Source organism: Bacillus haynesii (assembly GCF_014042035.1).
GTDB lineage: Bacteria > Bacillota > Bacilli > Bacillales > Bacillaceae > Bacillus > Bacillus haynesii.
The window spans coordinates 3,896,586-3,922,402 of record NZ_CP059494.1 but is presented as its reverse complement, the minus strand read 5'-3'; the positions used below and the strand labels follow the sequence as shown (position 1 = coordinate 3,922,402).

Here is a 25,817-nt window from a genome sequence, read left to right as displayed (position 1 = left end):
GAGGATTCCCCGCCTTTTTATCCATTTACGACCAGCCAACGGCATTAGCAAACATCAGGAAAATCATGGCCGCTCCCATCCAGAGGCAAAACAGCGGAAGGATGAATCTCAGCCATTTGTTCCAGGCAATCCGGCTGATCGCAAGCGTCGCCATAAAGTAACCTGATGTCGGAAAGACGATGTTTGAAAAACCGTCTCCGAATTGGAAGGCCAGAATCGCCGTCTGCCGCGTAATTCCGACGATATCAGCCAAAGGCGCCATAATCGGCATCATAATTAATGCCTGTCCGCTTCCGCTTGGAACAAAAAAGTTAAACAGCATCTGCGTCAATAGCATCGCCGTCACCGTTAAATAAGAAGGAAGCTGTGAGACCGCATGGGACAAGCCGTAAACCATCGTATCCATAATCTGCCCGTCCGCCATAACGACCGCTGCAGCTCTTGCAATGCCGCAAATCATCGCACCGACGAGCACTTCTTTAAAACCTTCATTAAAGGACTCGGCAATGTCTCTCGAGCTCATACCGGCAATGTAAGCAGGAATGATGCCGAGCGCCAGGAAATAGCCCGCCATTGTCAGCATGTCCCACCTGAAATAAATCACACAGCCAATCAAGCCTACAAACAACCCAAGCGCCGCGATGCCGGCCCATTTCACCCGTCCGCCTGCTTTAAAAGCCGGAACCTGTTCGACTGCTTCCTTGCCCGTCAGGCTTTTTTCAGGATGCGCCCTGACCTTTTCTGCATATTTGAGCACATATACAGCGGCAATCGCCGTAATGACAACAAAGATGACCGCCCTGTACCCCATCCCGGAATAAAGCGGGAGACCGGAAATCATTTGTGAGGTCCCCACCGTAAAAGGGTTTGTCAAAGCGCTCGTAAAGCCGGCGATCGTCCCGCACAATGCGATTGCTGCTGCTGTCATCCGGTCATATCCGAAGGACAGCAGCAGAGGAAGAATGACAGGGACATAAACGATGGAAAGCTCAGGCGTCCCGATAAAACAGGAAATGCCCGAAAAAACGAATATTAAGACAGGCGTAACGAAAACCGGCTTGTTCCTGAACTGATCGGCCAGCAGATGGACACCGAGCTCAATGACAGACGCTTTCCTCAGAACGGCAAATGCACCGCCGATCACAAATGTAAACACAATAATCGGAGCCGCTTCCGTCATCCCTTTCGGAACCGCCGTAAGCAAGCCAAGAATATCAACCGGCGTCTGTTCGACCCGTTTGTAGGACGCTGGATCGATCATTTCCCTGCCGTCCGGACTTTCCACCCGTTCATATTCGCCTGCTGGAATAACATATGTCATAAGCGCCATTAGACCAATCATGACAGCAAGAATGACATAAATATGCGGAAATTCTTTTTTGCGTTTTTCGTTCTTTTTCACCTCTTCTGCTTTGTAAGCCGGCATTCCCATTTTCGTTCATCCCCTTCTTTCGCGTTAACTTTTTTAACATATTAAATGATCACAGCACGGATAGCATTGAAAAATCCTCTGAATTTCAGCATGTTTTCAGTTAAAATACCTAAATTAACACGACTCATCCAGAAAATCGTCACATTTTCTGTCAATCATTAAGCTGACAATCTCCACTGTTCCTTTTCTGCATTTTCATGTAAAGTCATAAGAAAGATCAGCATGTAAAGGAGAGAGTTCACATTGCAGCAGTGGATTAAAGAAGTCGCAAGAGGAAAAAGGGGCGCCCGCGATTTAACTTATGAAGAGGCCAAACAGGCTGCAGAAGCGATGGTTACGGGAAATGCCAGCCCCGCTCAGACCGCCGCATTTTTAATAGCGGAGCGGATCAAAACAGAGTCCCCTGAGGAATTGCTCGCGTTTACCGAAGCATTGCGGAACAGCTCGGAAACACTGAGCCTTTCCAAAGCTGTAAAAGATGCGGTCATCGATTTTGCGGGACCTTACACAGGAAGACTTTCTTTTTTAGCAACCATTCCCGTCTCGCTCCTTCTCGCAGGAAACGGGATCCCTGCGTTTCTTCACGGCAGTGATGCATTGCCGCCCAAGTATGGAACGAGCATAAAAGATGTCCTGGACAAGCTCGGAATCCCTTCTGAGACCAATCCGGTGCAAACGGCACACTCACTGGAAGAGGCCTCAATCGGGTTCGCCGCCGCCGAAACATTTTGTAAACCGTTTGTTCGGATGAGGAAAATCCGGGAGGAAATCGGCGTCCGCACCGTGTTGAATACAGCAGAAAAACTGGTCAACTTCTCTGATGCCGACAAGCTCATGATGGGCGCGTTTCACCGGACGGCCATTCAGAAAATGCATCCCGTTTTTCAGCGCTTGACGTACAAAGAAGTGTTCATTGTCCAGGGGGCGGAAGGCTCGGAAGACGTGCCGGTCCACAGAGGCAGCTTTGTGTTTGCGATAAAAAGCGGCGCGATCGATTCCTTTATATTAAAACCGGAAGAATACGGACTTTACGCAGATGAAGCAAAGCTCAACAAACCGCTGTCTGCTGAGAAGCAGGCGGAAAAAATAACCGCCGTTCTCGCCGGAGACGAATCGGCAGATACCGAATACGAAAGAAAACAAGTGATCATGAATGCCGCATTGCGCTATTATTTATTCGGACACTGCGCGGCCATCGAAGAAGGCGTCCGAACAGCGGAAAAACAGCTGAAAGAAAAAGCCGGTCTGGAAGCCCTCGAAAGGTGGAAAGCTTCATTTACAAGACCGTAAGAAAACCGTAACCAAAATGATATTTCCTTTTCATGAAAAGATTGGATAATGAAAGAAATGAAAAGGAGGGAATCGAAAGATGAACCGAAAGTGTCTCATACCGTTTATTTTGATGTTGTCAGCGATGTGCGCGCCCACCCAAAACGCAGAAGCCTTTCAGCTGTTTTCCTTACACGCCCAGTCCTCGGCTCCGGCGGATTACTACGAACAGGCGCAAGGCAAAACAGGTGAAGCTTTAAAACAAGCGCTTCACGACACGATCGACGATCATAGAGAGCTGTCTTACAGCGAGGTATGGGAAGCGCTGAAAACAACGGACGAAGATCCGGCCAATCGAAACAACGTGATTCTCTTATATTCCAGGGAGTCGCGCTCTAAACAGGCGAACGGGGGGCAAACGGGCGATTGGAACCGCGAGCACGTATGGGCAAAATCGCACGGCGATTTTGGGACAAGCAAAGGACCCGGAACAGATTTGCATCACCTCAGGCCCAGCGATGTGCAAATAAACGCCGCCCGCGGAAACCTTGATTTTGACGAAGGCGGCAGTCCATATCCCGGTTCCCCCGGAAACCGCTATGACGGCGATTCCTGGGAACCTGACAAAAGCATTAAAGGCGATGTCGCCAGAATGATTTTCTATATGGCGGTCCGCTATGAAGGGGACGACGGTCATCCGGATCTTGAAATGAACGACACAACGAACAACGGATCTAAACCGTACCACGGAAAAATGTCGGTTTTATTGAAATGGCACCATGAAGACCCTGTCGATGCCCTCGAAAGAAAGCGGAACGACATCATCTATCAGCAATACCAGCATAACCGCAATCCATTCATTGATCACCCTGAATGGGCGGAGGATATTTGGGGCTCAGGCGTTTTGAATTGAACAAAAAAAGCGCCTGCCCGGCGCTCTTTTTTTTGTTCAGCACGATTTTACGGCTAGTTCAAATTCATGGATTCCCACGGACCTGCAAATATTGGATTCAAGCGCTTGTCAAAACGTCTCCTTTTTCAGCATGCCGAGAATGTCAAACAGCGTATGTTTGATGACAAACTTGCGGTACTCAGCGGAACCTTGCGCATCGTCCAAAACAGGGCCGGGAAAGCGGTTGATCGCCTCTTCCACCCTTTGATCGACAGGGAGTGCCTCATCATTCAACGCAGATTCCACTTCAGTGGAGCGAAACGGAAAAGGGCAGACACCGCTGAATGCACAGCGGACGCGTCCGTCTATTTCGAGAGCCGAAACCGTCGCCAAAGGATATCCCGTATCCCATTGCTGCCTCACTTTTATGCTTGCAAAAGGCTGATGAAGATAGCGTTCTTCAATCAAAAGCGAAATGAGGATTTCTCCCTTGTTCAATTTCAGCTCCTGATCAAATACGTCGTGAATCAAATAGCGCTTTTCCCCCTCGTCTCCAATTGTCACCACTTTGCTGTCGGTTAATAAAAAAGGCAGCACCGCTTCGCGGTAAAAGATCTGCCCGCAAATATTGCCGCCAAGCGTAATCTTATTGCGCGCCGTATGGTCGGCCACTTCTCTCGCTGCTTTGCTCAACAGCGGAAAGCCGCCGTTTTCCGTAACCTCCGTCAATGTTAATGCTGAGCCTAAAGCAAGGTGATGCCGTTCAAATTGCAAAGTCCTGCATTCAGGTATGTCTTTAATATCGATAACGGCATTTGTATGGATCACATTCAGCCGTCCGAGCGTCAAATGTTCTGTTCCGCCGGAAAAATACGCCGGCTTTTTCCCATCCCGCTCCAGGCTTTGAAAGAGCTTTACCGCTTCCTGCGCAGATTGGGGCCTGTAATACTCAAAGTCAAACTGGATCATGGCAACCCTCCTTCATTTTCCAAATTTGTTCGGGAATCAGAGGCAGCCGATTCAACGGAACGCCTGCCGCTCCAAAAAAACTGCATGCACTTCGAAGAAAGTCAGATGGTTTTCTAAAATTTTCCTCCATGGATTTATATTGAAAAATTTTCTATTTTAAAACTGTAAACAAGAAAAAAAGTTCACTCTAGCTTCGAGTGAACTTTTTTCTGCATGATAATTTAACTTTCAAGCGCGCCGGCCGGATCATATAAAGAGATATCAAGCTCAGGCTCTTCTCCCAAGGCGAGCCTTGCCAATTCCGCGCCAAGGTATGGACCTGACGTAAGCCCTGAAGCGCCGAGACCGTTGGCAACGAGCAGCCCGCAAATGTTCGGCAATGAGCCGATCACGGGGAGAAAGCCCGGTGTAAATGGCCTGAATCCTACGCGCGTCTCAAGCAGCTCGCTCAATTCCAAACCCGGCGCAACGGCAAGCGCCTTTGAAAAAATTTCGTGAAGGCCGCCGGCCGTTACCCGCAGATCATCCAGTTCCGCTTCATTTTCGTGAGTAGCGCCGGCAACGATCCGGCCGTCTTCAAATGCCAGTATGTATTGGTCATTCGGAGGCATCACAACAGGCCAGCTGCCGGTATCCGCATCAGGAAGACGAAGATGAACGATCTGCGCTTTTTGATGGCTGACTGAAAAACGAACGCCGAGCGGTTTCAAAAGCTCGTCCGCCCATGCTCCCGCTGTGATCAGCACCTGATCAGCGTATATTTTCTTTTCCGCTGTAGAGATTCCTGTTACCCGGTTTCCTTCATAGAGCAATGAAGCGTTTCCTGCTACAACAGAGGCTCCGTATTTTTGTGCAGCGTTCACAAGTGAGCGGCGCAGCAATTTTCCGTTCACGCGCGCGGCTCCGCTGATATGAACCGAGCCGTACCCCTCTGCCAAAGGCGGAAATAAACGCTTCGTTTCCTCATGGGATAAACGGGTGATCTCGCCGATTTCAGGCGCATCCTTGCGTCTTAGATGCGCCCGTTCTTCCATTTTCTCCAGCTTTCGCTCGTCTGTATGCAAGCTGATAGCGCCTGTCCGTTTATACCCCGTCTCCGATTCTCCGTCAGCTTCAAGCTGCTTGATTAAATCGGCATAGTACGCCGCACCGCCTTTTGCAAGCTTGTACCATGCCTGGTTTCTGCGCTGCGAAAGCCAGGGGCAGACGATTCCAGCCGCGGCATCTGTAGCCCTTCCCCGCTCTCCGCGGTCGATCAACGTCACATCCGCGCCCTTTTTTGCAAGATGATAAGCGGCTGAAGCACCGAGGATGCCCGCTCCGACTACAATAAAAGATTTCATGACTAACACCTTTTTCATTTCTGTTTATTCTACAAATATAACGGATCACACCGATGGAACACAACCTAACCAACGGCTACCGATATCACGCCAAGCACCATTAAGACAGCCGCGATGATCCTCAGTCGTCCGAAACCTTCAGACAAAAGAACCGCCCCCATCACCGTTCCGATTAAAATGCTGATTTCCCGAACCGGTGCCACATAGCTGACCGGAGCAAATACCATAACACTCAGCGCCAAAATATAAGCCAAAGAATTAAAAACCCCGACCCCGACCGCTTCCATCCGGTGATGCTTCCACTCAAACCGGACTTCACTCCAGCTTTTCGCGGCAAAAGGAGTCAAGATGATGAGACGGCCGAGCGTATTGCAATAATCCAGCAGCAATGGCGGAATGAGAAACCGGCTGACCGCTCCTTTATCAAGGAGGGTATATGCGGCAATAATACTGCCGACCGCCAGCCCGTAAAAAACCGGTGTGAGCGAGCCTGATTCTTTCAACCGCTTGACTCCCCCCGTGAAAAAAAGAATGCTGATCACAATCAAAAGAATCCCTATAATAGCGGGCGGCGTCAATGACTCGCCAAAAACGGCGACCGCCAGCACGCAGGTTAGCAGCGGGCCTGTCCCCCTCGCAATCGGATAGACGAGAGAAAGATCGCCCTTTTTGTACCCTTTTTGAAGAACAAGAAAAAAGCCCAAGTGAGCAAGGATGCTCGCCATGATGATGACAAGCTGCCAGATGCCAATCTCAGGCTTTTCATATATGACAACACCTATGGCCAGAGGCGTGTAGACAACGGCTGCAATCGCTGTGAACAGCCAGATAAACGGAACGCCTCCATCGGCTTTTTTAGAAAGGTAGTTCCACGATGCATGGATAAATGCAGAACATAATAATACGCAAAAACCCACGACAGTCATTACACAGCCCTCCGTTCATCATAAAGGAGCTCAATGTTTGATGACAATGTAGCGCTTCAATTCCCCGTGCCACTTCTTTCCTTTGACGGCATCCACCCAGACGTCATACTTGCCTGGCTTCAGCTTTTTCGTCGGGAAGCTCACCCGAAAATGAGGTTTTCCGCGTGTTAAATGAACATCTCGATAGATCAGGACAGTTCCTTTTTTATTGATCAGCCTGACGGCAATCATCGTCCCCGTAACAGGACTTTTTCCCGTCACAACGATCGAAGTGGCTGATTTCGTATATGTATTGGCATCCGTCCTGAACTTCACCGCGCCTTTGGAAGGCATAGCAAAGGCTTCTGTACTGTCAAAAAAAAACTGCCCAATTAAAATCACGGCTAAGACCAAAGCCCTTATAGCTACTTTCATGAAAAAACCCTTTCTGATTAATAGTAGGAGTTTCACTTAATGAAAATATTTATAATTTCCAATAATTGTAAATATCAGATGATTAAAATGGTCAGAGAAGTAAGTAAACCAACCTACAATATTTAAAAATCAGCATAAATAACAGAGATAAAAACAGCGAACTCAACATCCCTTTAAGTTAAAATTCCTGCCGTTGTAAGTGGTAAGAATGTAAATTACCAACTTTGTGTGCAGCCTCCATCAGTTGGTATTTTCTGCATTAAACATTCAAAAATTCCTTGGTTATAAATCTCGGTTTTCAAATAATTGAATAATTGCAAATTTACTTTGAAGAATATATCGATATCTTCAGGCGTGCATTTATAAAGAATTTTAAACGTTCTTGAGTTAAGCTTTTCAAATATAAAGGTTTGGGCGGAGTGGAGATTTTTTGGTTTTCTTTTATCTTCTCCAGACTGTCAGAAAGCCATGTTATAAAAATGTATAGCTCTTTGAGTACTCGGAATCCTTAATTTTAATGTACAAAACTTCTCCTTTTAATCTTTTAGCAACAGTTAACTACTATGCCTAATAACCATAACCTGATCAAAAAACACTTTGCCTTTTTAACAAGAAAGAAACAAAAATGAAAATCGATGGTAAAGGGGACATGATCCCCCTTCATGAACTGTATTAATTGTTTGCAGGCTTAAACAATGAATCTCTTCGACTGCCGGTAATAGTAATCAAATAATCTCTATTTTTTTATAATATTTGAAAATGGGCTCGTTGCATCTATTAATTCGATTTTTTTGTCACTTTTTCTTAATACGACTCTCTCAATTATAATAGCTCCTGCTTTTCCCCAGTTCCATTTTTCACAGTCTTTTACTGCAATTATCCTAATAGTAAGTGTTGACCTTTCATTTAGGGTTTTAAAATGAATATTTATTTGATTGCTTTCTTTCCACAAAGCAATATCCTCTTCTAGAATCATGTTATCATTTAACAACAATTGATACTTTAGCCTTCCTTGATTTTTTCTATTTTCATAGGGTGACCGTATCTGAACTATACAATGATAAAGACTATCTCCTGGTGTATATAAAGGGACGCTCGCATCAACGTGATCTCCTTTTTTCGGGTCGCTTTTGTCAATATAAAACTTTGCCTTATAGCCCAGGTTCTTATATTTAAAATCAACACTATGGCCACCAAGTATTGAACTGCTATTTAGTTCTAAGCTTTCAAGGGACAGCCCATAGTCATCAGCTTGTTTATCAAGTCTATCTATAGGTTTTACTAATGTATTAACTCCCCAATAGTTCAAAACATTCCAATTGGTTGAAATCATCCGATGGAAAACAGTGTTATTTTTCTTATCTGAAGCAGAAGCAGAGAGTATTAATTTTAAAATTCGTCTACAGTTAAATGGTATAAATGTATCGTGTGCTACATCACTTTCCAAAAGAATCTGCGAATGCCAAACCCCCATCCTATACTCCCAATAGAATATATCAAATGGATCATAGTTAAAGATATTTTCCATTTCAACAACATTATAATATTCAGAAAATAAAGATTGAACTTCCAAATCATCTGAAGCTGCTGGAGAATAACATCGCGCAAGGGCTTTAGCATCGGCGATTTCAGGCAAATCAAGCTTATTCCTATAAAAATATCTGCCTATTTCTAAAATATTTGATCGGATATGCAGTGCTTCTTTTGGAAAATTATCATAATAAAATTTAGCCAACCTATAACTATGGGGGCTAATCGTATTATTCTTCATCATTTCGATAAACTCCAAATAATCTTCCGTTTTTTCATCTTCTCTTAAGGGGATAAATATATGGTTCAAATTAAGGTTATTAACAATATCCCCCACTAATCTCCTGTCAATTTCCAATGATTTAACGCCATCTGGAAGGTTCTTCGATAACTTATAATAAGTGAAAAATTGAATCTTGTCGATGAAGTTTTTTGTTAAAGACAATGTTGATCTACTATCAATTCCTGCAGTGAGAGAAAAAATAAGTTTATTTTTTCCTTTAGATAGTTGAGCCAATTGTGTTTTAACAAGAGCTGAAACCTCTGCTGCAATATCATTCGCATTTTTCAATTCCAATGGCTCTCTTGGAAAAAATCTTTTCACTCTTTTAGTCTCTATTTCTAATAATGTGTTAGGTGTCAAAAAATAAATATCCTCAAAAGGAGTGAAATGGCCTGGAAAAGCATAGCTAGAAAATTTCTTTTTCCAATCTCTCTTTATTACTTGTGAAGGATTTGAACCAATAATCGATTCCACAACTTTCACATGGGAAGCGATTACAGTCTGTTTGTTTGAATAGATTATACTTCTCATACCCGTTGCATCAGAAAGGATTTTCGTTGTTCCTCTATTATGAAACATAATAAAATACCTTCCTGATAATTCATCTAAATAATCATAAAAATCGTTTTCAGACAGGCTTAATTTCTGCAGTAACTTTCCACATATAAAATGTTTATCCATAGTATTATTTAAAACATCAATAACATGTCCTAATACCATTATCCATTTGCCGTTTTGTTGAAAATGAGTTAAATCATTTAACGGATCGAAATATATTAAGAATTTATCAAATTTTTTCTTTTTCCAATAATCATTTGGCGGGGATACCTCTTTATCTGTTATTAAAAATCCTCTTTTATAAGTTAATTCGTGATATCGGTTTTTTCTTTCTGCTTGCTGCATCCTAATTCCCCCTTAAATATCTAATCCTAATCTTATCAGAAGGTGTTTTAGATTACTATTCTACTATCAAAATAAATTGTTTTGCATTAAAAGGAATCTAAGAGGAGGGCTAAAATCGAGGCACTCAACTAAAAAAAGACCGCAGATACATACTCCACTGCAGATTAAAGGCCGATCAATGGAGTTTATTATATCTACGGTCATACTATATTTCCTGTGCTAGCAATCAAATCTTAATCGATTTCAAATTTTATCTTTAATTATTAACCAATAGACCCTTCCATCTCAAACTTGATAAGACGGTTCATTTCGACTGCGTATTCCATCGGCAGTTCTTTTGTGAACGGCTCGATGAAGCCCATGACGATCATTTCTGTTGCTTCTTCTTCAGAAATACCGCGGCTCATCAAGTAGAATAGCTGCTCTTCAGATACTTTTGATACTTTCGCTTCGTGTTCCAATGAAATGTTGTCGTTCAAAATTTCATTGTATGGGATTGTATCAGAAGTTGATTTGTTGTCCATGATCAGCGTATCGCACTCGATGTTTGAGCGGGCGCCTTCGGCTTTGCGTCCGAAGTGGACGATTCCGCGGTATGTGACTTTTCCGCCTTGTTTTGAGATCGATTTTGAAACGATTGTGGATGACGTATTCGGTGCAAGGTGAATCATTTTCGCACCGGCATCCTGATGCTGTCCTTTTCCTGCAAGGGCGATAGAAAGCGTCATACCGCGCGCACCTTCGCCTTTCAGGATAACGGCAGGATATTTCATTGTCAGCTTGGAGCCGATGTTTCCGTCGATCCATTCCATCGTCGCGTTTTCTTCACAGACCGCACGCTTTGTCACAAGGTTGAAGACGTTGTTCGCCCAGTTTTGAATCGTTGTATAACGGCAGTATCCGCCTTTTTTAACGATAATCTCAACAACCGCGCTGTGAAGGGAATTCGTTGTATATACAGGTGCTGTACATCCCTCTACATAGTGAACGTGAGCGCCTTCGTCTACAATGATTAACGTCCGTTCGAACTGCCCCATGTTTTCTGAGTTGATGCGGAAGTATGCTTGCAGCGGAGTATCAACTTTTACGCCTTTTGGCACGTAGATGAATGATCCGCCTGACCATACCGCTGAGTTCAAGGCCGCAAACTTGTTGTCAGTCGGCGGGATGACTTTTGCCCAATGCTCGCGGAAAATGTCTTCATTTTCTTTGAGGGCGCTGTCTGTGTCTTTGAAGACGATCCCTTGAGACTCAAGGTCTTCTTTCATGTTATGGTAAACGACTTCTGACTCATACTGCGCGGATACACCGGCCAAATATTTTTGCTCAGCTTCAGGGATTCCGAGTTTGTCAAATGTCTGTTTGATTTCCTCAGGAACTTCGTCCCATGATCTTTCTGAACGCTCAGAAGGTTTTACATAGTACGTGATTTCATCAAAGTTTAATGAGTTTAAATCTCCGCCCCATTGCGGCATTGGCATATTGTAGAAGTGTTCAAGAGATTTCAGGCGAAAGTCGAGCATCCACTCTGGCTCTTCTTTCATGCGTGAAATTTCTTCAACGATTTCTTTTGTCAATCCCCGCTCTGAACGGAAAATGGAAACGTCTTTGTCGGCAAAACCATATTTATATTCGCCGATATCCGGCATTTTCTTAGCCATCCATTTTCACTCCAATCTTTATTCGTTATCGCTGTTTTCTTTGGAAACACCTTTTTCAAGGGCTTTCCATGACAATGTTGCACATTTAATCCGGGCCGGAAATTTTGAAACGCCTTGCAGGGCTTCAATATCGCCTAAATCGATCGAATCGTCGTAGTCTTTGCCCTGCATCATATCTGAAAAGATCTGTGACATCTGAAGGGCGGTCTCCACGTCTTTCCCTTTGATCGCCTGGGTCATCATGGACGCAGAAGCCATTGAGATTGAGCATCCTTCACCTTCAAATTTTGCATCTTCTACTTTACCGTCCGTTACCTTCATCGTCAGTCTGATTCGGTCCCCGCATGTCGGGTTGTTCATGTCAACGACGATGCTGTCATTTAAAACCCCTTTGTTTCTCGGGTTTTTGTAGTGATCCATTATCACCTGGCGATACAGTGTATCCAAGTTCACATTAAAAGACATTTGTGAAATACTCCTTTGTCTTCTGAAGAGCTTCAATCAGTTTGTCGATGTCTTCTTCCGTATTATACAGATAAAAGCTTGCTCTTGCAGTGGCGGAAACGTTCAGCCATTTCATCAAAGGCTGTGCGCAATGATGGCCGGCTCTGACGGCGACCCCTTCTGCATCAAGTACGGTTGCCACATCGTGCGGATGAACGTCTTCAAGGTTGAAGGTCACAAGTCCTGCACGTTCAGCCGGACCATAGACAGTAGCGCCTTCAAGCTCTTTAAAGCGCTCCAGAGCGTATGCCGCCAAACGGTGTTCATGCGCCAATATTTCGTCAAGTCCGATGTCTTCAAGGAAGTCAATCGCCGCTCCCAATCCGATCGCACCGGCAATAATTGGTGTGCCGGCTTCGAATTTCCAAGGCAGCTCCTTCCAAGTCGATTCGTAAAGACCGACAAAATCGATCATTTCTCCGCCGAATTCTGCAGGTTCCATGTTTTCAAGCAATGCTTTTTTTCCATACAATACCCCGATTCCGGTCGGACCACACATTTTGTGGGCTGAAAACGTATAGAAATCGCAGTCCAAATCCTGGACGTCAATTTTCATGTGAGGCGTGCTTTGCGCACCGTCTACGACCATGACCGCGCCGTTGTCATGCGCGATTTTGGCCATTTCCTTAATCGGGTTGATCGTACCGAGAACGTTTGAAACATGCGCAGCTGAGACGATTTTTGTATTTTCCGTCACCGTTTCCCTGACATCGTCCAGGGAAATGGTTCCGTCTTCCTGAAGCGGAATGTACTTCAGCGTGGCGCCGGTTGCTTTGACAGCCTGCTGCCACGGAATAATATTCGCATGGTGCTCCATCGGTGTAATGACGATTTCATCACCGGGCTTGAGGTTTGCGCGGGCATAGCTGAGCGCAACCGTGTTCAGGGCCGTTGTCGTACCCCTTGTAAAAATAATTTCCTGCATCGATTTCGCGTTTATAAACTTCCTGACCTTCTCACGTGCTCCTTCATAACCATCCGTTGCTTTCGTTCCTAATGTATGAACGCCGCGATGGACATTGGAATTGTAAGAGTTGTAATACTCATCAATCGTCTCGATGACGACGCGCGGCTTTTGCGAGGTAGCCGCGCTGTCCAAATAAACGAGATCATGTCCGTTGACCTGTTGACTGAGAATCGGAAACTGTTCGCGAATATCTTTAGCATTCATTATTTTACTTTCCTTTCAATCACAGAGACCAGCTGCTTCTTCACGCCTTCGATCGGAAGTTCATTGACAACCGGTGCGAGGAAGCCGTAAATGACGAGGCGCTCTGCTTCTTCTTTTGGAATTCCGCGGCTCATCAAATAGTAGAGCTGAACCGGATCGACGCGGCCGACGGATGCAGCGTGTCCTGCCGTTACATCGTCTTCATCGATTAAAAGGATCGGGTTTGCGTCGCCGCGCGCTTTTTCACTCAGCATAAGAACGCGTGATTCCTGCTCTGCATTTGATTTTGACGCGCCGTGCTCAATTTTTCCGATACCGTTGAAGATCGAAGATGCGGAATCTTTCATAACGCCGTGTTTTAAAATATAGCCTTCTGAATGCTTTCCGTGGTGAATGATCTGCGTTGTAAAGTTTTGAGTCTGTTCTCCTCTGCCGACGACAACCGTTTTCGTATCGCCGAATGTGCCGTCTCCATGCAGATTTGTCGTGTTTTCAGAAATGGTGTCTCCATCATTCATCAAACCGAGCGCCCATTCAATTTTGCTGTCGCGTCCAAGTGCAGTTCCGCGGCGGCTGACATAAGCCGTTACCCCTGCGGAGAGGTTGTCGACTGCACCGTATTGCACGCGGGCATTCGCGCCTGTGATCACTTCTGACACGATGTTAAAGACCGCTTCCTTAGGGTTCACCGTGCTGATGTAGTTTTCTACATATGTGACTGAACTGTTGTCATCTGCAACGACAAGCACATGGTTGAAGAGCGTTGTATCATTGCTTTCATGGACATAAACAGCTTGCACCGGAGCTTCCAGTTCGACGTTCTTCGGAACGTAAAGGAAGGCTCCGCCGTTCAGAAGCGCTGCATGCAATGCAGTTAATTTATGCTCATCGGCTTTTACGCCGTCTTTCATAAAGTATTTTTTGACAAGCTCGCCGTGTTCGCGGAACGCAGTATGAATATCTGTAAAGATGACGCCTTTATCCTGCAGCTCTTTTGAAAGAGAAAGGTAAGCCGGCGTCTGGTCTCTTTGGACATAAAGCGTTTTGTCTTCATTTCCAAGATCGATCAGCGATTTGACCTCATCTGAAAGATCATCCAAAGAATCAAGCGGTTTATTTTCTACAGTATGCTTATCAAACCGTGTAAAATTCCAATTTGCAATTTTTGTTTTATCAGGTTTCGGCAGCGGCAGATCTTCTGCTTTTGCAAGCGCTTCTAAGCGTAGATCTTGCAGCCATGCCGGTTCCTGGTGCTTCTCAGAGAAGCTTTTGACATATTCCCGATCTACAGATAGTTTAGTTTCCAATGTCATGTTTATCCCCCTAACGCTTACGCTTCTTGACCGACAGTTTCGTCTTCGATTCCAAGCTCATGCTTAATCCAGTCATATCCTTCAGCCTCAAGGCGCTGTGCAAGTTCAGGTCCGCCGGATTTCACAACGCGTCCCTGCATCATGACGTGCACGTGGTCAGGCGTAATGTAGTTCAAGAGGCGCTGATAGTGCGTGATGATCAGGCAGCCGAAGTTCTCGCCGCGCATTTTGTTGATTCCTTTTGAAACGACTTTAAGGGCGTCGATATCCAAACCTGAATCGATTTCGTCAAGAATCGCGATTTTCGGTTCGATCATCATCAGCTGAAGGATTTCGTTGCGTTTTTTCTCACCGCCTGAAAAACCTTCGTTCAGGTAGCGCTGCGCCATATCAGGGTCCATTTCAAGAAATTCCATGTTTTCGTCCATTTTGCGGATGAATTTCATTAAAGAAATCTCGTCGCCTTCTTCTCTGCGCGCGTTGATCGCTGAACGGAGAAAATCGGCATTTGTAACACCGCTGATTTCACTCGGATACTGCATAGCCAAAAACAGACCGGCCTGAGCGCGCTCGTCCACTTCCATTTCCAGAACATCCTTGCCGTCAAGCGTGATGCTTCCTTTTGTCACTTCGTATTTAGGATGTCCCATAATCGCCGCGGATAAAGTTGATTTACCCGTTCCGTTCGGTCCCATTACAGCGTGGAATTCCCCGCCTTTTATTTCAAGGTTTACACCTTTTAAAATCTCTTTTCCTTCAATCTCAACGTGAAGATCTTTGATTGTTAATGTCGAAGCAGCCATGAAATATACCTCCAATATATATAATCATCATTCTCAATTTATTCTCATTCTAATTTTATAACAAATGAAAATTGAATACAACAATAGTCTTCCTATCTTTCGTGTACATGTTCTCAAGTTTAACAAAAAACGTTTTGTTCTTAAAGAGATTGGGGCAAGAAAACTTCCCGAGTCAGAGATGCGGACCTTACAATTACCAAGCTATTGAAAAACAGCGGCATATCCGTCATTACGAGCGGGAACGGTTTGCTCCCAGGCTGCACGGCTCATGACAGGAACAGCGCTCCCCTTCTATTTGAACCGTCACATGGTCCACGTTGCATTCTTTCTTTAGATATTTTGATACTTGTTTTAAGATTCTATCCCTGTCACTGTTTTCGTCTGCCACGATATGACAGCTTAATGACGGCATATCAGATGAGATCGACCAAATGTGGAGGTCGTGAACCTCCCTGACTGACGGAATGGAAAGCAGGCCGTTTTTAAGAGCTTCCGCATCAATGTCTTTCGGTTTTCCTTCCATTAATATATGCACCGATTCTTTCGTCACCCGCCACCCGCTGACAAGAACCAAAGCCGCGACGGCGGCACTCGCGATTGGATCGGCAATATTCCAATTGAAGAAAAGCATAAGTAGGCCCGCGATGATCGCCCCGAAAGAGCCCAGCATATCGCCGATGACGTGCAAAAAAGCGCTCCGCATATTTAAATTCCCGCTTGTGTCGCTTCTCATTAATATCCAGGCTGCAGCAATGTTGACGAACAAACCAATCGTTGCAATCGCGAGCATACCACTCCCGGCGACTTCCGGCGGGCTGAAAAAGCGATTATATGCTTCCCAAAAAATATAAAGTGAAATCAAAAGCAAGGTGAGGCCATTGATAAACGCAGCCAAAATTTCAAAGCGCCTGTAGCCGAATGTTTTGCTCGCGCTTGCGGCCTTTTCCCCAATTTTAAACGCCAAGAGGCTGAAACCAAGCGCTGCAGCGTCGCTGAGCATATGTCCCGCATCTGACAGCAAAGCGAGGCTGTTCGTCAATATCCCGCCTATCACTTCAATCATCATAAAAGTAAAAATCAAACCGAAGCTGATGAACAGCGCTTTTTGATTTGCTGATCGGCTGCCATGGTGGCTGTGGCCTGTGTGACCGTGAGAATGAGCCATCATAAATCCCCCCTTTAAATATATGATCATGTATTCATATTTAAATTTTACCTTTTCCTGCAATTATGGTCAAGCGGCTTCTGGAACATAGAGAAGGACGGATTGACATCCGCCCTCCGCGTTTTATCCGATCATGTGTAAGTCTGATATGATCTGCTTGCTTTTTTGATACTGCTCTTCGCGCCTTTTCTCAACTTCAAGCCGGTTCACATGGCTTCTGCTGTACTCCTCATATCCCATTCCATGCGACTTGTGCATCGCTTTTTCCATTTCGGCCGTGAATTCAAGGTCAAGCTGATCTTGGCTTGAACAAATAATGAATCATCCTTTCAGAGATTTTCTTACATAGTACCAGTTATATACAAACTCTGCAAAGATGTGTGTGCTTTCAATATGCTTTCACGGACGAAAAATCAATGCTTCATTTGCTGGAATTCTTCCATCGCCTGCAGAACGAGCGTGACGGCTTGGCTCATGGCCGCGCCTCCGCCAAATGCTGCAGTTACACCGACTGCTTCAAGAATTTCTTCCTCCGACGCTCCGCAATCCAGACAGCCCTTGATGTGATAAATAATGCAATATTCATCCTGCGTATTGACACTGATGCCCAGTGCGATCAGCTGCTTATCCTTTTCGCTGAGCACGCCTTTTTTAAAGCATTCTTCGGTAAATTCGTTGTATTTGGCGGCAATTCCGGGCATTTTTTCGGAAAAGATGCCAATCCCCGCCTTATATTCGTGCAGTGCGGATTCGATAATGCCTTCTGATTCATGCTGATTCACGTTTTGTTCCTCCATTTTCAGTTGGTAGTCTTTTTTTATTATGAGCCTCTTTTCAAAAAATACGCGAAAAAACCCCGGTTTTCTGGAAACCGGGGTGTTCTTTTATTTATTCAGATACAGAAATGACAGAACCTTGATATTTTTTGTCGATGAACTTTTTGATGTCATCAGAGCGCAATACGTCCATCAGAGCTTTCACTTTGTCAGAATCTTCGTCGCCTTTGCGGACGGCGATGATGTTAGCGTAAGGATTGTCTTTTGGAGACTCAAGTTCGATTGAATCAGTTTTCGGATTCAGCTTGTTTTGGATCGCATAGTTCACGTTGATGAACACTGCGTCAGCTTCATTGGCTTCGTATGCTTTTGCCGTCATTTCAGGCGCCACATCGTTTTTGATTTTTAGGTTTTTCTTGTTTTCTGTAATATCTTTTACTGTCGCATCCACTTTTTCAATGCCTGATTTCAGCTTGATCAGTCCCGCATTTTCAAGCATTGCAAGCATGCGGCCCTGTTCAGCGGCGTTGTTGCTCATAATAATTTTTGCACCGTCAGGAAGGTCTTTTAAAGATTTATACTTTTTAGAGTAAATGCCGAATGGCTCAAGGTGTACTGCACCGACGTTGACAAGATCGTAATCTTTATTTTCTTTCATTTCCTGTTCAAGATACGGGACGTGCTGGAAGTAGTTCGCATCGAGATCTTTCGTTGCGAGCGCTTTGTTGATCAGTTTGTAGTCCGTGAAATTTTTGATTTTAAGCTCATAGCCTTTTTCTTTCAAAAGCGACTTTGCTTCTTCAAGGATTTCAGCGTGAGGCGTCGGCGTCGCTCCGACTGTGATGACTTTGCTGTCTTTATCTCCTTCGCTGCTGGAAGATCCGCAAGCGGCCAAAACGCCTGCAAAAATGATGAATAAAGCTGTTAATAAACCTTTTTTCATGTTGATGTCCTCCCTAACGTTTGTCTAATTTATTTGTTATAAAATCCCCGATAAACTGGATGATGAACACAATAGCTAAGATGAAAATAGTGGCGATGAGTATAATATCGGGATTGTTCATCTGAAAACCGTTTACATAGGCAAGGTTCCCGAGTCCGCCTGAACCGATTGCTCCGGCCATCGCCGTCGAACCGATCAGTGCAATCGCCGTAACCGTAATGCCTGAGATCAGCGCCGGCATCGATTCGGGCAGGAGCACTTTAAATATGATCGTCGATGTTTTGGCTCCCATTGATTTCGCCGCTTCAATCACACCTTTATCAACTTCGCGCAAAGCGATTTCAACTAGGCGGGCATAGAACGGAGCCGATGCGATAATCAAAGCCGGAAGTGCGGCGTTCGGCCCCAGGATCGTGTTCATTAAAAACTTTGTGAAACCGAGCAGCAGAATAATCAATATAATAAAAGGAATAGACCTGAACACATTGACAATTGCCGATATTACACCGTTAACGACCCGGTTCTGCCAAATGTTTCCTTTTGAAGTCAAATACAGCAGCATACCGAGAATCACTCCGATGATAAAAGCAAACAATAGGGAAATTCCTGTCATATATATCGTTTCATACGTAGCTTCCCACAGCTGCTCCATATCTACGTTTGGAAACAGTTTTTCAAACATTCGTGATCACCTCTGCTTCTACCTGGCGGCTCTTGATGAAATCGACCACATCATTGACCTCGTTTTCATGTCCGTCGACATGAATGAACAATGAACCGTATGCGCCGTCCTGAGTTTGCGAGATTTTGCCTTGAAGGATGTTGACTTCAACATTGAACTTCCGAATGATCTGCGTGATCAGCGGCGATTCGGCTGCTTCACCGACGAAGGTGAGCTTGATCGTCCGTCCGGATGTCGTTTCTTCGAGGAAATGCTTCAGCGTTTCCTTTGTTTCCACCGGTTCTGTTACCTGCTGAACAAAGCGCTTTGTCATTTCTTCCTTCGGCTTGAGGAATACGTTCAGCACATCGCCTTCTTCTACGACCTTTCCGTTTTCCATGACGGCCACTCTGTGGCAGATTTTCCTGATGACATGCATTTCATGAGTAATCAGGACAATGGTCAGCCCGAGCCTTTCATTGATATCGGACAGAAGACCCAGGATCGAGTCAGTCGTCTGCGGATCAAGCGCTGATGTCGCTTCATCGCATAAGAGAACTTTCGGATTGTTTGCGAGCGCCCGTGCGATGCCGACGCGCTGCTTTTGCCCTCCGCTAAGCTGTGAAGGGTAGGCGTTTTCCTTGCCTTCAAGACCGACAAGCTTAATCAGTTCAGCGACTCTTTTCAGACGTTTTGCTTTGCTGACACCGGCGATCTCCAGCGGAAACGCAATATTGTCGCGCACCGTTCTTGACCACAAGAGGTTGAAATGCTGGAAAATCATGCTGATTTCCTGCCTTGCATTCCTCAGCTTCTTCCCTTTGATCTCGCTGATTGTTCTGCCGGCTACTTCAACCGTACCTGAAGTCGGCTGTTCAAGTCCGTTCAAGAGACGGATCAAGGAGCTTTTTCCAGCTCCGCTATATCCAATAATTCCGAAGATTTCACCTTTTTTAATCGTAAGGGTGACATCTTGGACAGCATTGACATCTCCATGCTTTGACCGATAAATCTTTGAAACATTTTGAAGATTTATCAAAAGCCATCACCTGCTTTCTTGCTCAATTCTCATAGTTGTCTAAATTCCTGATCAAACAATGAAAAAAGCCTTTCTGCACACATGAGCAGAAAGGCTTTTGAATAGTCTGGGCCTTTCTCTCATCTTTCAAAGCATAATGCTTCGCGTGAATTGGCACCATTTCAACACGTGTTGATGGTTGCCGGGTTTCATAGGGCACTTCCCTCCACCTCTCTGGATAAGAGAAACATATATTTATTTTTTGATTATTATGATCGGAATTCTTAAAGTAGGATATCATGCGGAAAAATAGTTGTCAACTATTTTTCTTAAGACAATCGGCCTACGGCGAAAAGAGACGAACGCAAACGCCCGTCCCTGTCTGACTTATACACGGAATGTGCCGATTTTTCAAATTTTTAATAAGTCTATGAATAAAGATCGCTGTTTTTAAAGAAGCCGTCCGTCAGCCATAAAATCGCTTCAAGCTTCAATAAAGCTCTGAAAGAGCCTTTAACTTTAACAGTGCCGCGCTGTACGAGATGCTGCAACGAAATGTCACCGTGTAGAAGGTCAATAATCTCGCTTTGCTCTCCAAAAAAGGTCAAATGAGCTTTTTCTACAGGAGAAGATTTTTCCATTTCCCCTTTTTCGTTGATCGCTAACGTAAAAGCTTCTTTCTCGCCTTGAAACGTAATCAGCAAAGCCGTTGTAGATAATAGAGGTTTTAAAAAAAGAGCCTTGTCCTCTCTTTCTATCAATCCCATTTTCTCCAACTGTATAACCTCCTGTAAATTGGTCATACTTACAGATTCTCTGTCTGCCGCAGGAGTTCCTTTAGGAATTGCTCGACAAGTTTTTGCTGGTTATTTCCCGAGAAATATGTCAAAACCGCCCTTAATCCACAACATTTTGTTTAATCGTATCATATAAGTAGGAAACGGAGTGAAAAGCGTATTCTTTTTTGACGACTCGCCCGTTTTTGTAAAGGATAAAACACGGAACGCTTTCTATTTCCTGCTCCTTGGCAAATGACGGGGAATAATTGAGATTGTTTTTATAAAAAGGAACGTCCTTCATCATTTCATCAACGACTTCCAGCATTCTTCCGGCCAGTTGACACGTTCCGCAGAACGGCGTGTATACATATAGAAGACAGGTTTCATGCTCAAGCCGTTTTAGCTCTTTTTCTTGAAGTTCTTGCATCTGTTGAACCGCACCTCAATACTTTTTATAATAGATATTTTGTATGTACCCGGATGTTTGAACGAAATAATACTTCTGCAACATGCTGACTCGGGGCGGAAGCGACTTCTTTGTATACTCTATCGATGTATAGATGCGAAGCTTGGGGGAGCTCCCTCTTCAGCTGACGGCGGAGCTTTTCGCCTGATTCATCGGCATCCACCAGGATATAAACGTCTTTATCAAACAGCGTCTCGGCGAATTCATCGAGTTTTGCCTGGCTGATCGTTCCGTTTGTGCAAATGATGTCCACGGGCTCTTCGATGACATGCTTCACTTTTTGCTTATCTGATTTCCCTTCGACAATCATGACTTTTTCATTTTCCGGCATATGGATCACCTTTAAAGATTTACTTGTAAAAAAAGGCAGTGAATATTCACCGCCTGACTTGATTAACACCAGCCTTGGTGGTCATCACAGTCTACATATTTAGCATCCGGTCCGCTTACGGTATCCGCCATTTTGTAAAACTTTTCATCTTGGAATGAATATCCAGATTTCAACTCGTATTGATCCTTGCCGGTCATTCGGCCGATCAGCTCATTTTCATGATACAGCTGCGTTCCACCGTTTTTTAATCGGCTTTCCACATGTTCTGTAATATCAATACGTTCTTTTTTCAGCGTCAATTTGGACACCCCCTCTTGATATAGAGTATCCAAACGACGAACAGCTATCCTGAATAATCCTTAGTCTTCTTTTATCATGTCCTCATATTGCTCGGCTGTCATCAGATTTTCGATTTCAGAAGCATCAGACGGCTCGACAATAATCATCCATGCCTTTTCATACGGAGACTCGTTGACGAATTCAGGGCTGTCTTCCAAATCTTCGTTCACTTCGACCACTTTTCCGTTGATCGGGGCATACAGCTCAGAAACGGTCTTTACGGATTCAACGCTGCCAAAAGGCTCGTCCGCCTTGATTTCGTCTCCCACTTCAGGAAGCTCGACAAATACGATGTCTCCAAGCTCAGATTGTGCAAAGTCTGTAATGCCGATTCTGACTTTATCTCCTTCGGTTTTCACCCATTCGTGTTCTTCTGAATAACGCAACTCTTTCGGTGTGCTCATGCTAACCCCTCCATAAAGTGTTTTAATCGATCCTACATTGAAGATATCATATTTTGATGTGTTATAACCAGTATGTCTTAAACTGATCTTCTTTAAAACCGACCGTTACTTTACTGCCGTCTGTCGTAATTGGGCGTTTGATCAGCATACCGTCTGATGCAAGCAGTTCCAGCTGCTCATCTTCAGACATGCTTTGCAGCTTGTCTTTCAGGCCGAGTTCGCGGTATTTTTGGCCGCTCGTGTTGAAAAACTTCTTCAATTCAAGCCCGCTTTTCTCGTAGAGCTCTTTCAGTTTTTCCTTGCTCGGCGGCTGTTCTGCGATATGTATCCCATTGATTTCTTTTCCGTGGTCTTCGAGCCATTTTTTCGCTTTGCGGCATGTCCCGCATTTCGGATACCAGTAAAAATCCAAAGCCATACATACACCCCTCTCATTTAATCGAGGTAATTTTAACATAGATCGAATGAAAAACCTAAAACAGTGCTTGATTCTATAGAAGCTTAAAAGCCCCGCCTAAAGCAGGGCTTTCGTTTATACGATATATTTCTCAGCTTCAAAGACTTCCTTAGCTGCCTGGCGCTTTTTCTCAATGACGTTGACAGGCGTAAAGCGCGTCAATTTGCGGAGCGCGGACAGCATCATGCGCAGCGAATCGCCTGATTCCATCGCGATGAGCGATTCCTTGGCATGGCTTTCAATTTCCTGAAAAGCTTCCTGTGCAAAAATCTGCGTATAAAGAATTTTCTGGGCGTTCTTGTCTTCGCCGGTTGCCTTGATGGCTTTTTCAGTACGCAAAATAGCTGCTTCCATCGCGTAGACCTGGCTGACAATGTCGGCGATGTTAACGAGGATTTCCTGCTCCTGGTCGAGCCCTTTTCCGTATTTTTGCGCGGCGAGTCCCGCAATCATGAGCGCGGTCTTTTTGGCGTTTCTCAGCAGATACTTTTCCTGTTCGAGAACGCCGTCACCTGGTTCTTCAGGCATGAGCATCATCAGTTCTTCCTGAAGTGCCTTTGCTTTCTCAAACAGAGGAAGCTCGCCTTTCATCGCTTTTTTCATATAGGTGCCCGGGACGATGAGGCGGTTGATTTCGTTTGTGCCTTCAAAAATCCGGTTGATCCGTGAATCGCGGTAAGCCCGCTCCACTTCGTATTCCTGCATGAATCCGTAACCGCCGTGGATTTGAACGCCTTCATCAACGATATAATCAAGCGTTTCAGATCCGAATACTTTGTTAAGAGAGCATTCGATTGCATATTCAGCGATCGATTTCGCGACTTGGCGCCCGTCTTTTTGCTCTTCTTCGCTCAAAGTGCCCATTTTGTCTTCAAACAGCCCGACCGTACGATAAACAGAGCTTTCCATCGCATAAAGTTTGGCTGACATATTGGCGATTTTTTCCCCGATTAAGCTGAATCTTGAAATCGGCGTCTTAAATTGCTGGCGCTGATTGGCGTATGAAGCGGACAGCTCGATGACCCGTTTGGAAGCGCCGATTGTCCCGACAGCCAGCTTATAGCGGCCGATATTTAAAATATTGAAGGCGATGACATGCCCTTTTCCCGGTTCCCCTAAAAGGTTTTCTTTCGGAACTTGGACCTGGTCTAAGATGAGCGTGCGGGTCGATGAGCCTTTGATGCCCATTTTTTTCTCTTCAGGCCCTGTGGAAACGCCTGCGTAATCTTTTTCTACAATGAAGGCCGAAAAATGTTCGCCGTCTATTTTCGCATAGACGACGAAAATATCAGCAAAGGCTGAGTTTGTAATCCATTGCTTTTCGCCATTTAATATATAGTGGGTTCCCGCCTCATTCAAAACGGCCGTTGTTTTTGCCCCTAATGCATCAGACCCGGAGCCCGGCTCTGTTAAGGCATAGGCTGCAAATTTTTCCCCTGTTGCAAGGGACGGCAGATACTTTTTCTTTTGCTCCTCGGTTCCGAAAAATACGATTGGAAGCGTGCCGATCCCCACGTGTGCCCCGTACGATAACGAAAAGCTCCCCGCTCTTGAGAATTTTTCGGTGATCAGCGCCGAGCTGATTTTATCGAGTCCGAGTCCGCCATATTCTTCAGGAACGTCAGCTCCGAGAAGCCCGAGTTCGCCGGCTTTTTTCAAAAGCCTGACAGAGTGATCGAAATTGTGCTCTTCAATTTCGTCGATGTACGGCAGAACATCTCCGAGAATATAATCTTCAGTCGTTTTGGCGATCATTTTATGTTCATCTGTGAAATCTTCCGGTGTGAACATCTGATCAGCTGTTACCTCTTCAATTAGAAAGGCGCCGCCTTTTTTCATATGATCTTTTGTTTGTTCCATTGTTCCATCCCCCTTGTGATTAAACTAATTCGAATACCCCTGCTGCTCCCATGCCTCCGCCGATACACATTGTCACAACGCCGAATTGCTCGCTTCTGCGCCGCATTTCGTGGATCAATGTCAGCGTCAGCTTTGTTCCCGTGCAGCCGAGCGGATGTCCGAGCGCAATCGCTCCGCCGTTGACATTGACTTTTTCTTCATCGATGCCAAGCGACCTGATGACCTGGATCGCTTGTGATGCGAACGCCTCATTTAATTCGAATAAACCGATATCTGACAGCTCAAGTCCCGCCATCTTCAGCGCCCTTGGGACTGCTTCAACAGGCCCGATGCCCATCACTTCCGGCGGAACGCCGCCGACTGCGAACGAACGGAATTTTGCGAGGGGCTTTAACCCGAGTGCGTCCGCTTTTTCCCTGTCCATGATCATCACTGCGGCAGCCCCGTCGCTCGTCTGAGATGAATTCCCTGCCGTAACCGATCCGTCCGCCGAAAACGCCGGTTTTAACGTTGACAGAACGTCTTTGGTTGTCCCCGGGCGTACACCTTCATCGGCAGAGAAAGTAAACGTCCGCTCCTTCAGCTTGTGATGTTCATCCACTTCTCTGATGGTGACGTCCACCGGGACGATTTCATCTTCGAACTTTCCTTCCGCAATCGCCTTGGCTGCTTTTTGATGGCTGTTGACGGCAAATGCATCCTGATCCTCCCTGGAAACGCCGTATTTGACGGCAACCTGTTCAGCCGTATGGCCCATTCCCATATAATATTCAGGAGCCGTTTCCGCCAGCTCCGCGTTCGGTCTGACGATATGCCCCATCATCGGCACGATGCTCATCGATTCAGCGCCGCCGGCAATGATTGTGTCGGCTGCTCCAAGCATGATTTTTTCGGCCCCGTAAGCGATTGATTGAAGTCCTGATGAACAATATCTGTTGATCGTAACGGCCGGAACTGTGTGTGGCAGACCGGCAAGCGCGCCGATATTGCGTGCCATATTCAAGCCTTGTTCAGCTTCCGGCGTAGCGCAGCCGATGATTAAATCATCGATATTCCCTTCATAACCGCCCGCTCTTTTCAGCGTCTCTCTCACGGCATATGCGCCTAAATCATCGGGACGGACAGTCCTCAATGAGCCTTTTTTTGCTTTTCCGATCGGGGTTCTCGCTCCCGATACAATAACTGCCTCTTTCATTGTTTTCCCT

At 45.3% G+C, this 25,817-nt stretch carries 27 protein-coding genes and 1 riboswitch; of the genes, 2 read left to right on the top strand and 25 right to left on the bottom strand.

What is annotated here, in order from left to right; genetic code table 11:
* Positions 1-25: 25 nt before the first annotated feature.
* Positions 26-1,432, bottom strand: a complete 1,407-nt coding sequence (locus H2R00_RS19370) for a YfcC family protein (RefSeq protein WP_182070111.1) — start codon at positions 1,430-1,432, stop codon at positions 26-28.
* Positions 1,433-1,675: 243 nt separating this feature from the next.
* On the opposite strand from H2R00_RS19370, the gene H2R00_RS19365 reads away from it, so the two are divergent.
* Together H2R00_RS19365 and H2R00_RS19355 are read left to right on the top strand one after the other, a co-directional pair.
* On the top strand, positions 1,676-2,722 hold the full coding sequence (locus tag H2R00_RS19365; RefSeq protein WP_244958256.1) for an anthranilate phosphoribosyltransferase: 1,047 nt from the start codon (positions 1,676-1,678) through the stop codon (positions 2,720-2,722).
* A 124-nt stretch (positions 2,723-2,846) separates the two neighbouring features.
* Complete coding sequence (locus H2R00_RS19355; protein WP_459536032.1) at positions 2,847-3,614, top strand: endonuclease I family protein; 768 nt, start codon at positions 2,847-2,849, stop codon at positions 3,612-3,614.
* Positions 3,615-3,722: 108 nt separating this feature from the next.
* On the opposite strand, the gene H2R00_RS19350 is transcribed toward H2R00_RS19355, so the two are convergent.
* The 24 genes from H2R00_RS19350 to H2R00_RS19235 form a co-directional block, all read right to left on the bottom strand.
* Positions 3,723-4,562: an FAD binding domain-containing protein gene (locus H2R00_RS19350; RefSeq protein WP_182070108.1), complete on the bottom strand. Its 840-nt coding sequence runs from the start codon at positions 4,560-4,562 to the stop codon at positions 3,723-3,725.
* 221 nt (positions 4,563-4,783) lie between these two features.
* Entirely contained in the window at positions 4,784-5,905 is a 1,122-nt protein-coding gene (locus H2R00_RS19345) for an NAD(P)/FAD-dependent oxidoreductase (RefSeq protein WP_182070107.1), read from the bottom strand.
* Between the two features lie 65 nt (positions 5,906-5,970).
* Positions 5,971-6,831, bottom strand: a complete 861-nt coding sequence (locus H2R00_RS19340) for an SMR family transporter (RefSeq protein WP_182070106.1) — start codon at positions 6,829-6,831, stop codon at positions 5,971-5,973.
* Positions 6,832-6,861: 30 nt separating this feature from the next.
* The gene (locus H2R00_RS19335; RefSeq protein WP_182070105.1) at positions 6,862-7,245 is read right to left on the bottom strand and encodes a hypothetical protein; all 384 of its coding nucleotides are present in this window, start codon (positions 7,243-7,245) and stop codon (positions 6,862-6,864) included.
* Between the two features lie 736 nt (positions 7,246-7,981).
* Positions 7,982-9,961: a hypothetical protein gene (locus H2R00_RS19330; protein ID WP_182070104.1), complete on the bottom strand. Its 1,980-nt coding sequence runs from the start codon at positions 9,959-9,961 to the stop codon at positions 7,982-7,984.
* Between the two features lie 263 nt (positions 9,962-10,224).
* The gene (gene sufB, locus H2R00_RS19325) at positions 10,225-11,622 is read right to left on the bottom strand and encodes a Fe-S cluster assembly protein SufB (protein ID WP_020452865.1); all 1,398 of its coding nucleotides are present in this window, start codon (positions 11,620-11,622) and stop codon (positions 10,225-10,227) included.
* A gap of 18 nt (positions 11,623-11,640) precedes the next feature.
* On the bottom strand, positions 11,641-12,087 hold the full coding sequence (gene sufU / locus H2R00_RS19320) for a Fe-S cluster assembly sulfur transfer protein SufU (protein WP_182070103.1): 447 nt from the start codon (positions 12,085-12,087) through the stop codon (positions 11,641-11,643).
* Positions 12,077-13,297: a cysteine desulfurase SufS gene (gene sufS / locus H2R00_RS19315; protein WP_182070102.1), complete on the bottom strand. Its 1,221-nt coding sequence runs from the start codon at positions 13,295-13,297 to the stop codon at positions 12,077-12,079. The genes sufU and sufS overlap by 11 nt, the downstream gene beginning before the upstream one ends.
* Positions 13,297-14,610: a Fe-S cluster assembly protein SufD gene (sufD, locus tag H2R00_RS19310; RefSeq protein WP_182070101.1), complete on the bottom strand. Its 1,314-nt coding sequence runs from the start codon at positions 14,608-14,610 to the stop codon at positions 13,297-13,299. The genes sufS and sufD overlap by 1 nt, the downstream gene beginning before the upstream one ends.
* A gap of 17 nt (positions 14,611-14,627) precedes the next feature.
* On the bottom strand, positions 14,628-15,413 hold the full coding sequence (gene sufC / locus H2R00_RS19305; protein WP_003185044.1) for a Fe-S cluster assembly ATPase SufC: 786 nt from the start codon (positions 15,411-15,413) through the stop codon (positions 14,628-14,630).
* 229 nt (positions 15,414-15,642) lie between these two features.
* Positions 15,643-16,578 (bottom strand): cation diffusion facilitator family transporter, encoded by a 936-nt coding sequence (locus H2R00_RS19300; protein ID WP_182071120.1) that lies wholly within the window; start codon positions 16,576-16,578, stop codon positions 15,643-15,645.
* A gap of 123 nt (positions 16,579-16,701) precedes the next feature.
* The gene (locus H2R00_RS19295) at positions 16,702-16,848 is read right to left on the bottom strand and encodes a YuzK family famiily protein (RefSeq protein WP_182070100.1); all 147 of its coding nucleotides are present in this window, start codon (positions 16,846-16,848) and stop codon (positions 16,702-16,704) included.
* Positions 16,849-16,991: 143 nt separating this feature from the next.
* On the bottom strand, positions 16,992-17,360 hold the full coding sequence (locus H2R00_RS19290) for a carboxymuconolactone decarboxylase family protein (protein WP_003185049.1): 369 nt from the start codon (positions 17,358-17,360) through the stop codon (positions 16,992-16,994).
* 106 nt (positions 17,361-17,466) lie between these two features.
* Positions 17,467-18,297 carry a methionine ABC transporter substrate-binding lipoprotein MetQ gene (gene metQ / locus H2R00_RS19285; protein WP_154998224.1) on the bottom strand — a complete coding sequence of 277 codons (831 nt, stop codon included), beginning with the start codon at positions 18,295-18,297 and terminating at the stop codon, positions 17,467-17,469.
* Positions 18,298-18,310: 13 nt separating this feature from the next.
* Positions 18,311-18,979: a methionine ABC transporter permease gene (locus H2R00_RS19280; RefSeq protein ID WP_003185053.1), complete on the bottom strand. Its 669-nt coding sequence runs from the start codon at positions 18,977-18,979 to the stop codon at positions 18,311-18,313.
* Positions 18,972-19,997 carry a methionine ABC transporter ATP-binding protein MetN gene (gene metN, locus H2R00_RS19275; protein ID WP_154998222.1) on the bottom strand — a complete coding sequence of 342 codons (1,026 nt, stop codon included), beginning with the start codon at positions 19,995-19,997 and terminating at the stop codon, positions 18,972-18,974. The genes H2R00_RS19280 and metN overlap by 8 nt, the downstream gene beginning before the upstream one ends.
* 116 nt (positions 19,998-20,113) lie before the next feature.
* Positions 20,114-20,221, bottom strand: a riboswitch (SAM riboswitch).
* A 183-nt stretch (positions 20,222-20,404) separates the two neighbouring features.
* On the bottom strand, positions 20,405-20,752 hold the full coding sequence (locus H2R00_RS19270; protein WP_043927151.1) for an SCP2 sterol-binding domain-containing protein: 348 nt from the start codon (positions 20,750-20,752) through the stop codon (positions 20,405-20,407).
* Positions 20,753-20,873: 121 nt separating this feature from the next.
* Positions 20,874-21,182, bottom strand: a complete 309-nt coding sequence (locus H2R00_RS19265; RefSeq protein ID WP_182070099.1) for a thioredoxin family protein — start codon at positions 21,180-21,182, stop codon at positions 20,874-20,876.
* 25 nt (positions 21,183-21,207) lie between these two features.
* On the bottom strand, positions 21,208-21,552 hold the full coding sequence (locus H2R00_RS19260; protein WP_003185062.1) for a toprim domain-containing protein: 345 nt from the start codon (positions 21,550-21,552) through the stop codon (positions 21,208-21,210).
* 62 nt (positions 21,553-21,614) lie between these two features.
* A complete protein-coding gene (locus H2R00_RS19255; protein ID WP_003185065.1) occupies positions 21,615-21,851 on the bottom strand; it encodes a YusG family protein in 237 nt (78 codons plus the stop codon).
* A gap of 60 nt (positions 21,852-21,911) precedes the next feature.
* Complete coding sequence (gene gcvH / locus H2R00_RS19250) at positions 21,912-22,295, bottom strand: glycine cleavage system protein GcvH (protein WP_020452879.1); 384 nt, start codon at positions 22,293-22,295, stop codon at positions 21,912-21,914.
* 61 nt (positions 22,296-22,356) lie between these two features.
* Complete coding sequence (locus H2R00_RS19245) at positions 22,357-22,713, bottom strand: arsenate reductase family protein (RefSeq protein ID WP_003185068.1); 357 nt, start codon at positions 22,711-22,713, stop codon at positions 22,357-22,359.
* A 114-nt stretch (positions 22,714-22,827) separates the two neighbouring features.
* Positions 22,828-24,612 carry an acyl-CoA dehydrogenase FadE gene (locus H2R00_RS19240; protein WP_182070098.1) on the bottom strand — a complete coding sequence of 595 codons (1,785 nt, stop codon included), beginning with the start codon at positions 24,610-24,612 and terminating at the stop codon, positions 22,828-22,830.
* A 19-nt stretch (positions 24,613-24,631) separates the two neighbouring features.
* Positions 24,632-25,807, bottom strand: coding sequence for an acetyl-CoA C-acetyltransferase (locus H2R00_RS19235; protein WP_182070097.1), 1,176 nt, complete (start codon positions 25,805-25,807; stop codon positions 24,632-24,634).
* Positions 25,808-25,817: the final 10 nt, after the last annotated feature.

Bases quoted from the DNA above. Each gene is read 5' to 3' on its own strand.
- H2R00_RS19370 (WP_182070111.1), bottom strand. From the start codon at position 1,432: ATGGGAATGCCGGCTTACAAAGCAGAAGAGGTGAAAAAGAACGAAAAA.
- H2R00_RS19295 (WP_182070100.1), bottom strand. From the start codon at position 16,848: ATGGAAAAAGCGATGCACAAGTCGCATGGAATGGGATATGAGGAGTAC.
- sufD (WP_182070101.1), bottom strand. From the start codon at position 14,610: ATGACATTGGAAACTAAACTATCTGTAGATCGGGAATATGTCAAAAGC.
- H2R00_RS19345 (WP_182070107.1), bottom strand. From the start codon at position 5,905: ATGAAATCTTTTATTGTAGTCGGAGCGGGCATCCTCGGTGCTTCAGCC.
- H2R00_RS19280 (WP_003185053.1), bottom strand. From the start codon at position 18,979: ATGTTTGAAAAACTGTTTCCAAACGTAGATATGGAGCAGCTGTGGGAA.
- H2R00_RS19300 (WP_182071120.1), bottom strand. From the start codon at position 16,578: ATGGCTCATTCTCACGGTCACACAGGCCACAGCCACCATGGCAGCCGA.
- sufS (WP_182070102.1), bottom strand. From the start codon at position 13,297: ATGAATGCTAAAGATATTCGCGAACAGTTTCCGATTCTCAGTCAACAG.
- H2R00_RS19330 (WP_182070104.1), bottom strand. From the start codon at position 9,961: ATGCAGCAAGCAGAAAGAAAAAACCGATATCACGAATTAACTTATAAA.
- metQ (WP_154998224.1), bottom strand. From the start codon at position 18,297: ATGAAAAAAGGTTTATTAACAGCTTTATTCATCATTTTTGCAGGCGTT.
- sufC (WP_003185044.1), bottom strand. From the start codon at position 15,413: ATGGCTGCTTCGACATTAACAATCAAAGATCTTCACGTTGAGATTGAA.
- H2R00_RS19235 (WP_182070097.1), bottom strand. From the start codon at position 25,807: ATGAAAGAGGCAGTTATTGTATCGGGAGCGAGAACCCCGATCGGAAAA.
- H2R00_RS19335 (WP_182070105.1), bottom strand. From the start codon at position 7,245: ATGAAAGTAGCTATAAGGGCTTTGGTCTTAGCCGTGATTTTAATTGGG.
- sufB (WP_020452865.1), bottom strand. From the start codon at position 11,622: ATGGCTAAGAAAATGCCGGATATCGGCGAATATAAATATGGTTTTGCC.
- H2R00_RS19240 (WP_182070098.1), bottom strand. From the start codon at position 24,612: ATGGAACAAACAAAAGATCATATGAAAAAAGGCGGCGCCTTTCTAATT.
- gcvH (WP_020452879.1), bottom strand. From the start codon at position 22,295: ATGAGCACACCGAAAGAGTTGCGTTATTCAGAAGAACACGAATGGGTG.
- H2R00_RS19245 (WP_003185068.1), bottom strand. From the start codon at position 22,713: ATGGCTTTGGATTTTTACTGGTATCCGAAATGCGGGACATGCCGCAAA.
- H2R00_RS19340 (WP_182070106.1), bottom strand. From the start codon at position 6,831: ATGACTGTCGTGGGTTTTTGCGTATTATTATGTTCTGCATTTATCCAT.
- H2R00_RS19260 (WP_003185062.1), bottom strand. From the start codon at position 21,552: ATGCCGGAAAATGAAAAAGTCATGATTGTCGAAGGGAAATCAGATAAG.
- H2R00_RS19350 (WP_182070108.1), bottom strand. From the start codon at position 4,562: ATGATCCAGTTTGACTTTGAGTATTACAGGCCCCAATCTGCGCAGGAA.
- sufU (WP_182070103.1), bottom strand. From the start codon at position 12,087: ATGTCTTTTAATGTGAACTTGGATACACTGTATCGCCAGGTGATAATG.
- H2R00_RS19355 (WP_459536032.1), top strand. From the start codon at position 2,847: ATGTGCGCGCCCACCCAAAACGCAGAAGCCTTTCAGCTGTTTTCCTTA.
- H2R00_RS19265 (WP_182070099.1), bottom strand. From the start codon at position 21,182: ATGCAAGAACTTCAAGAAAAAGAGCTAAAACGGCTTGAGCATGAAACC.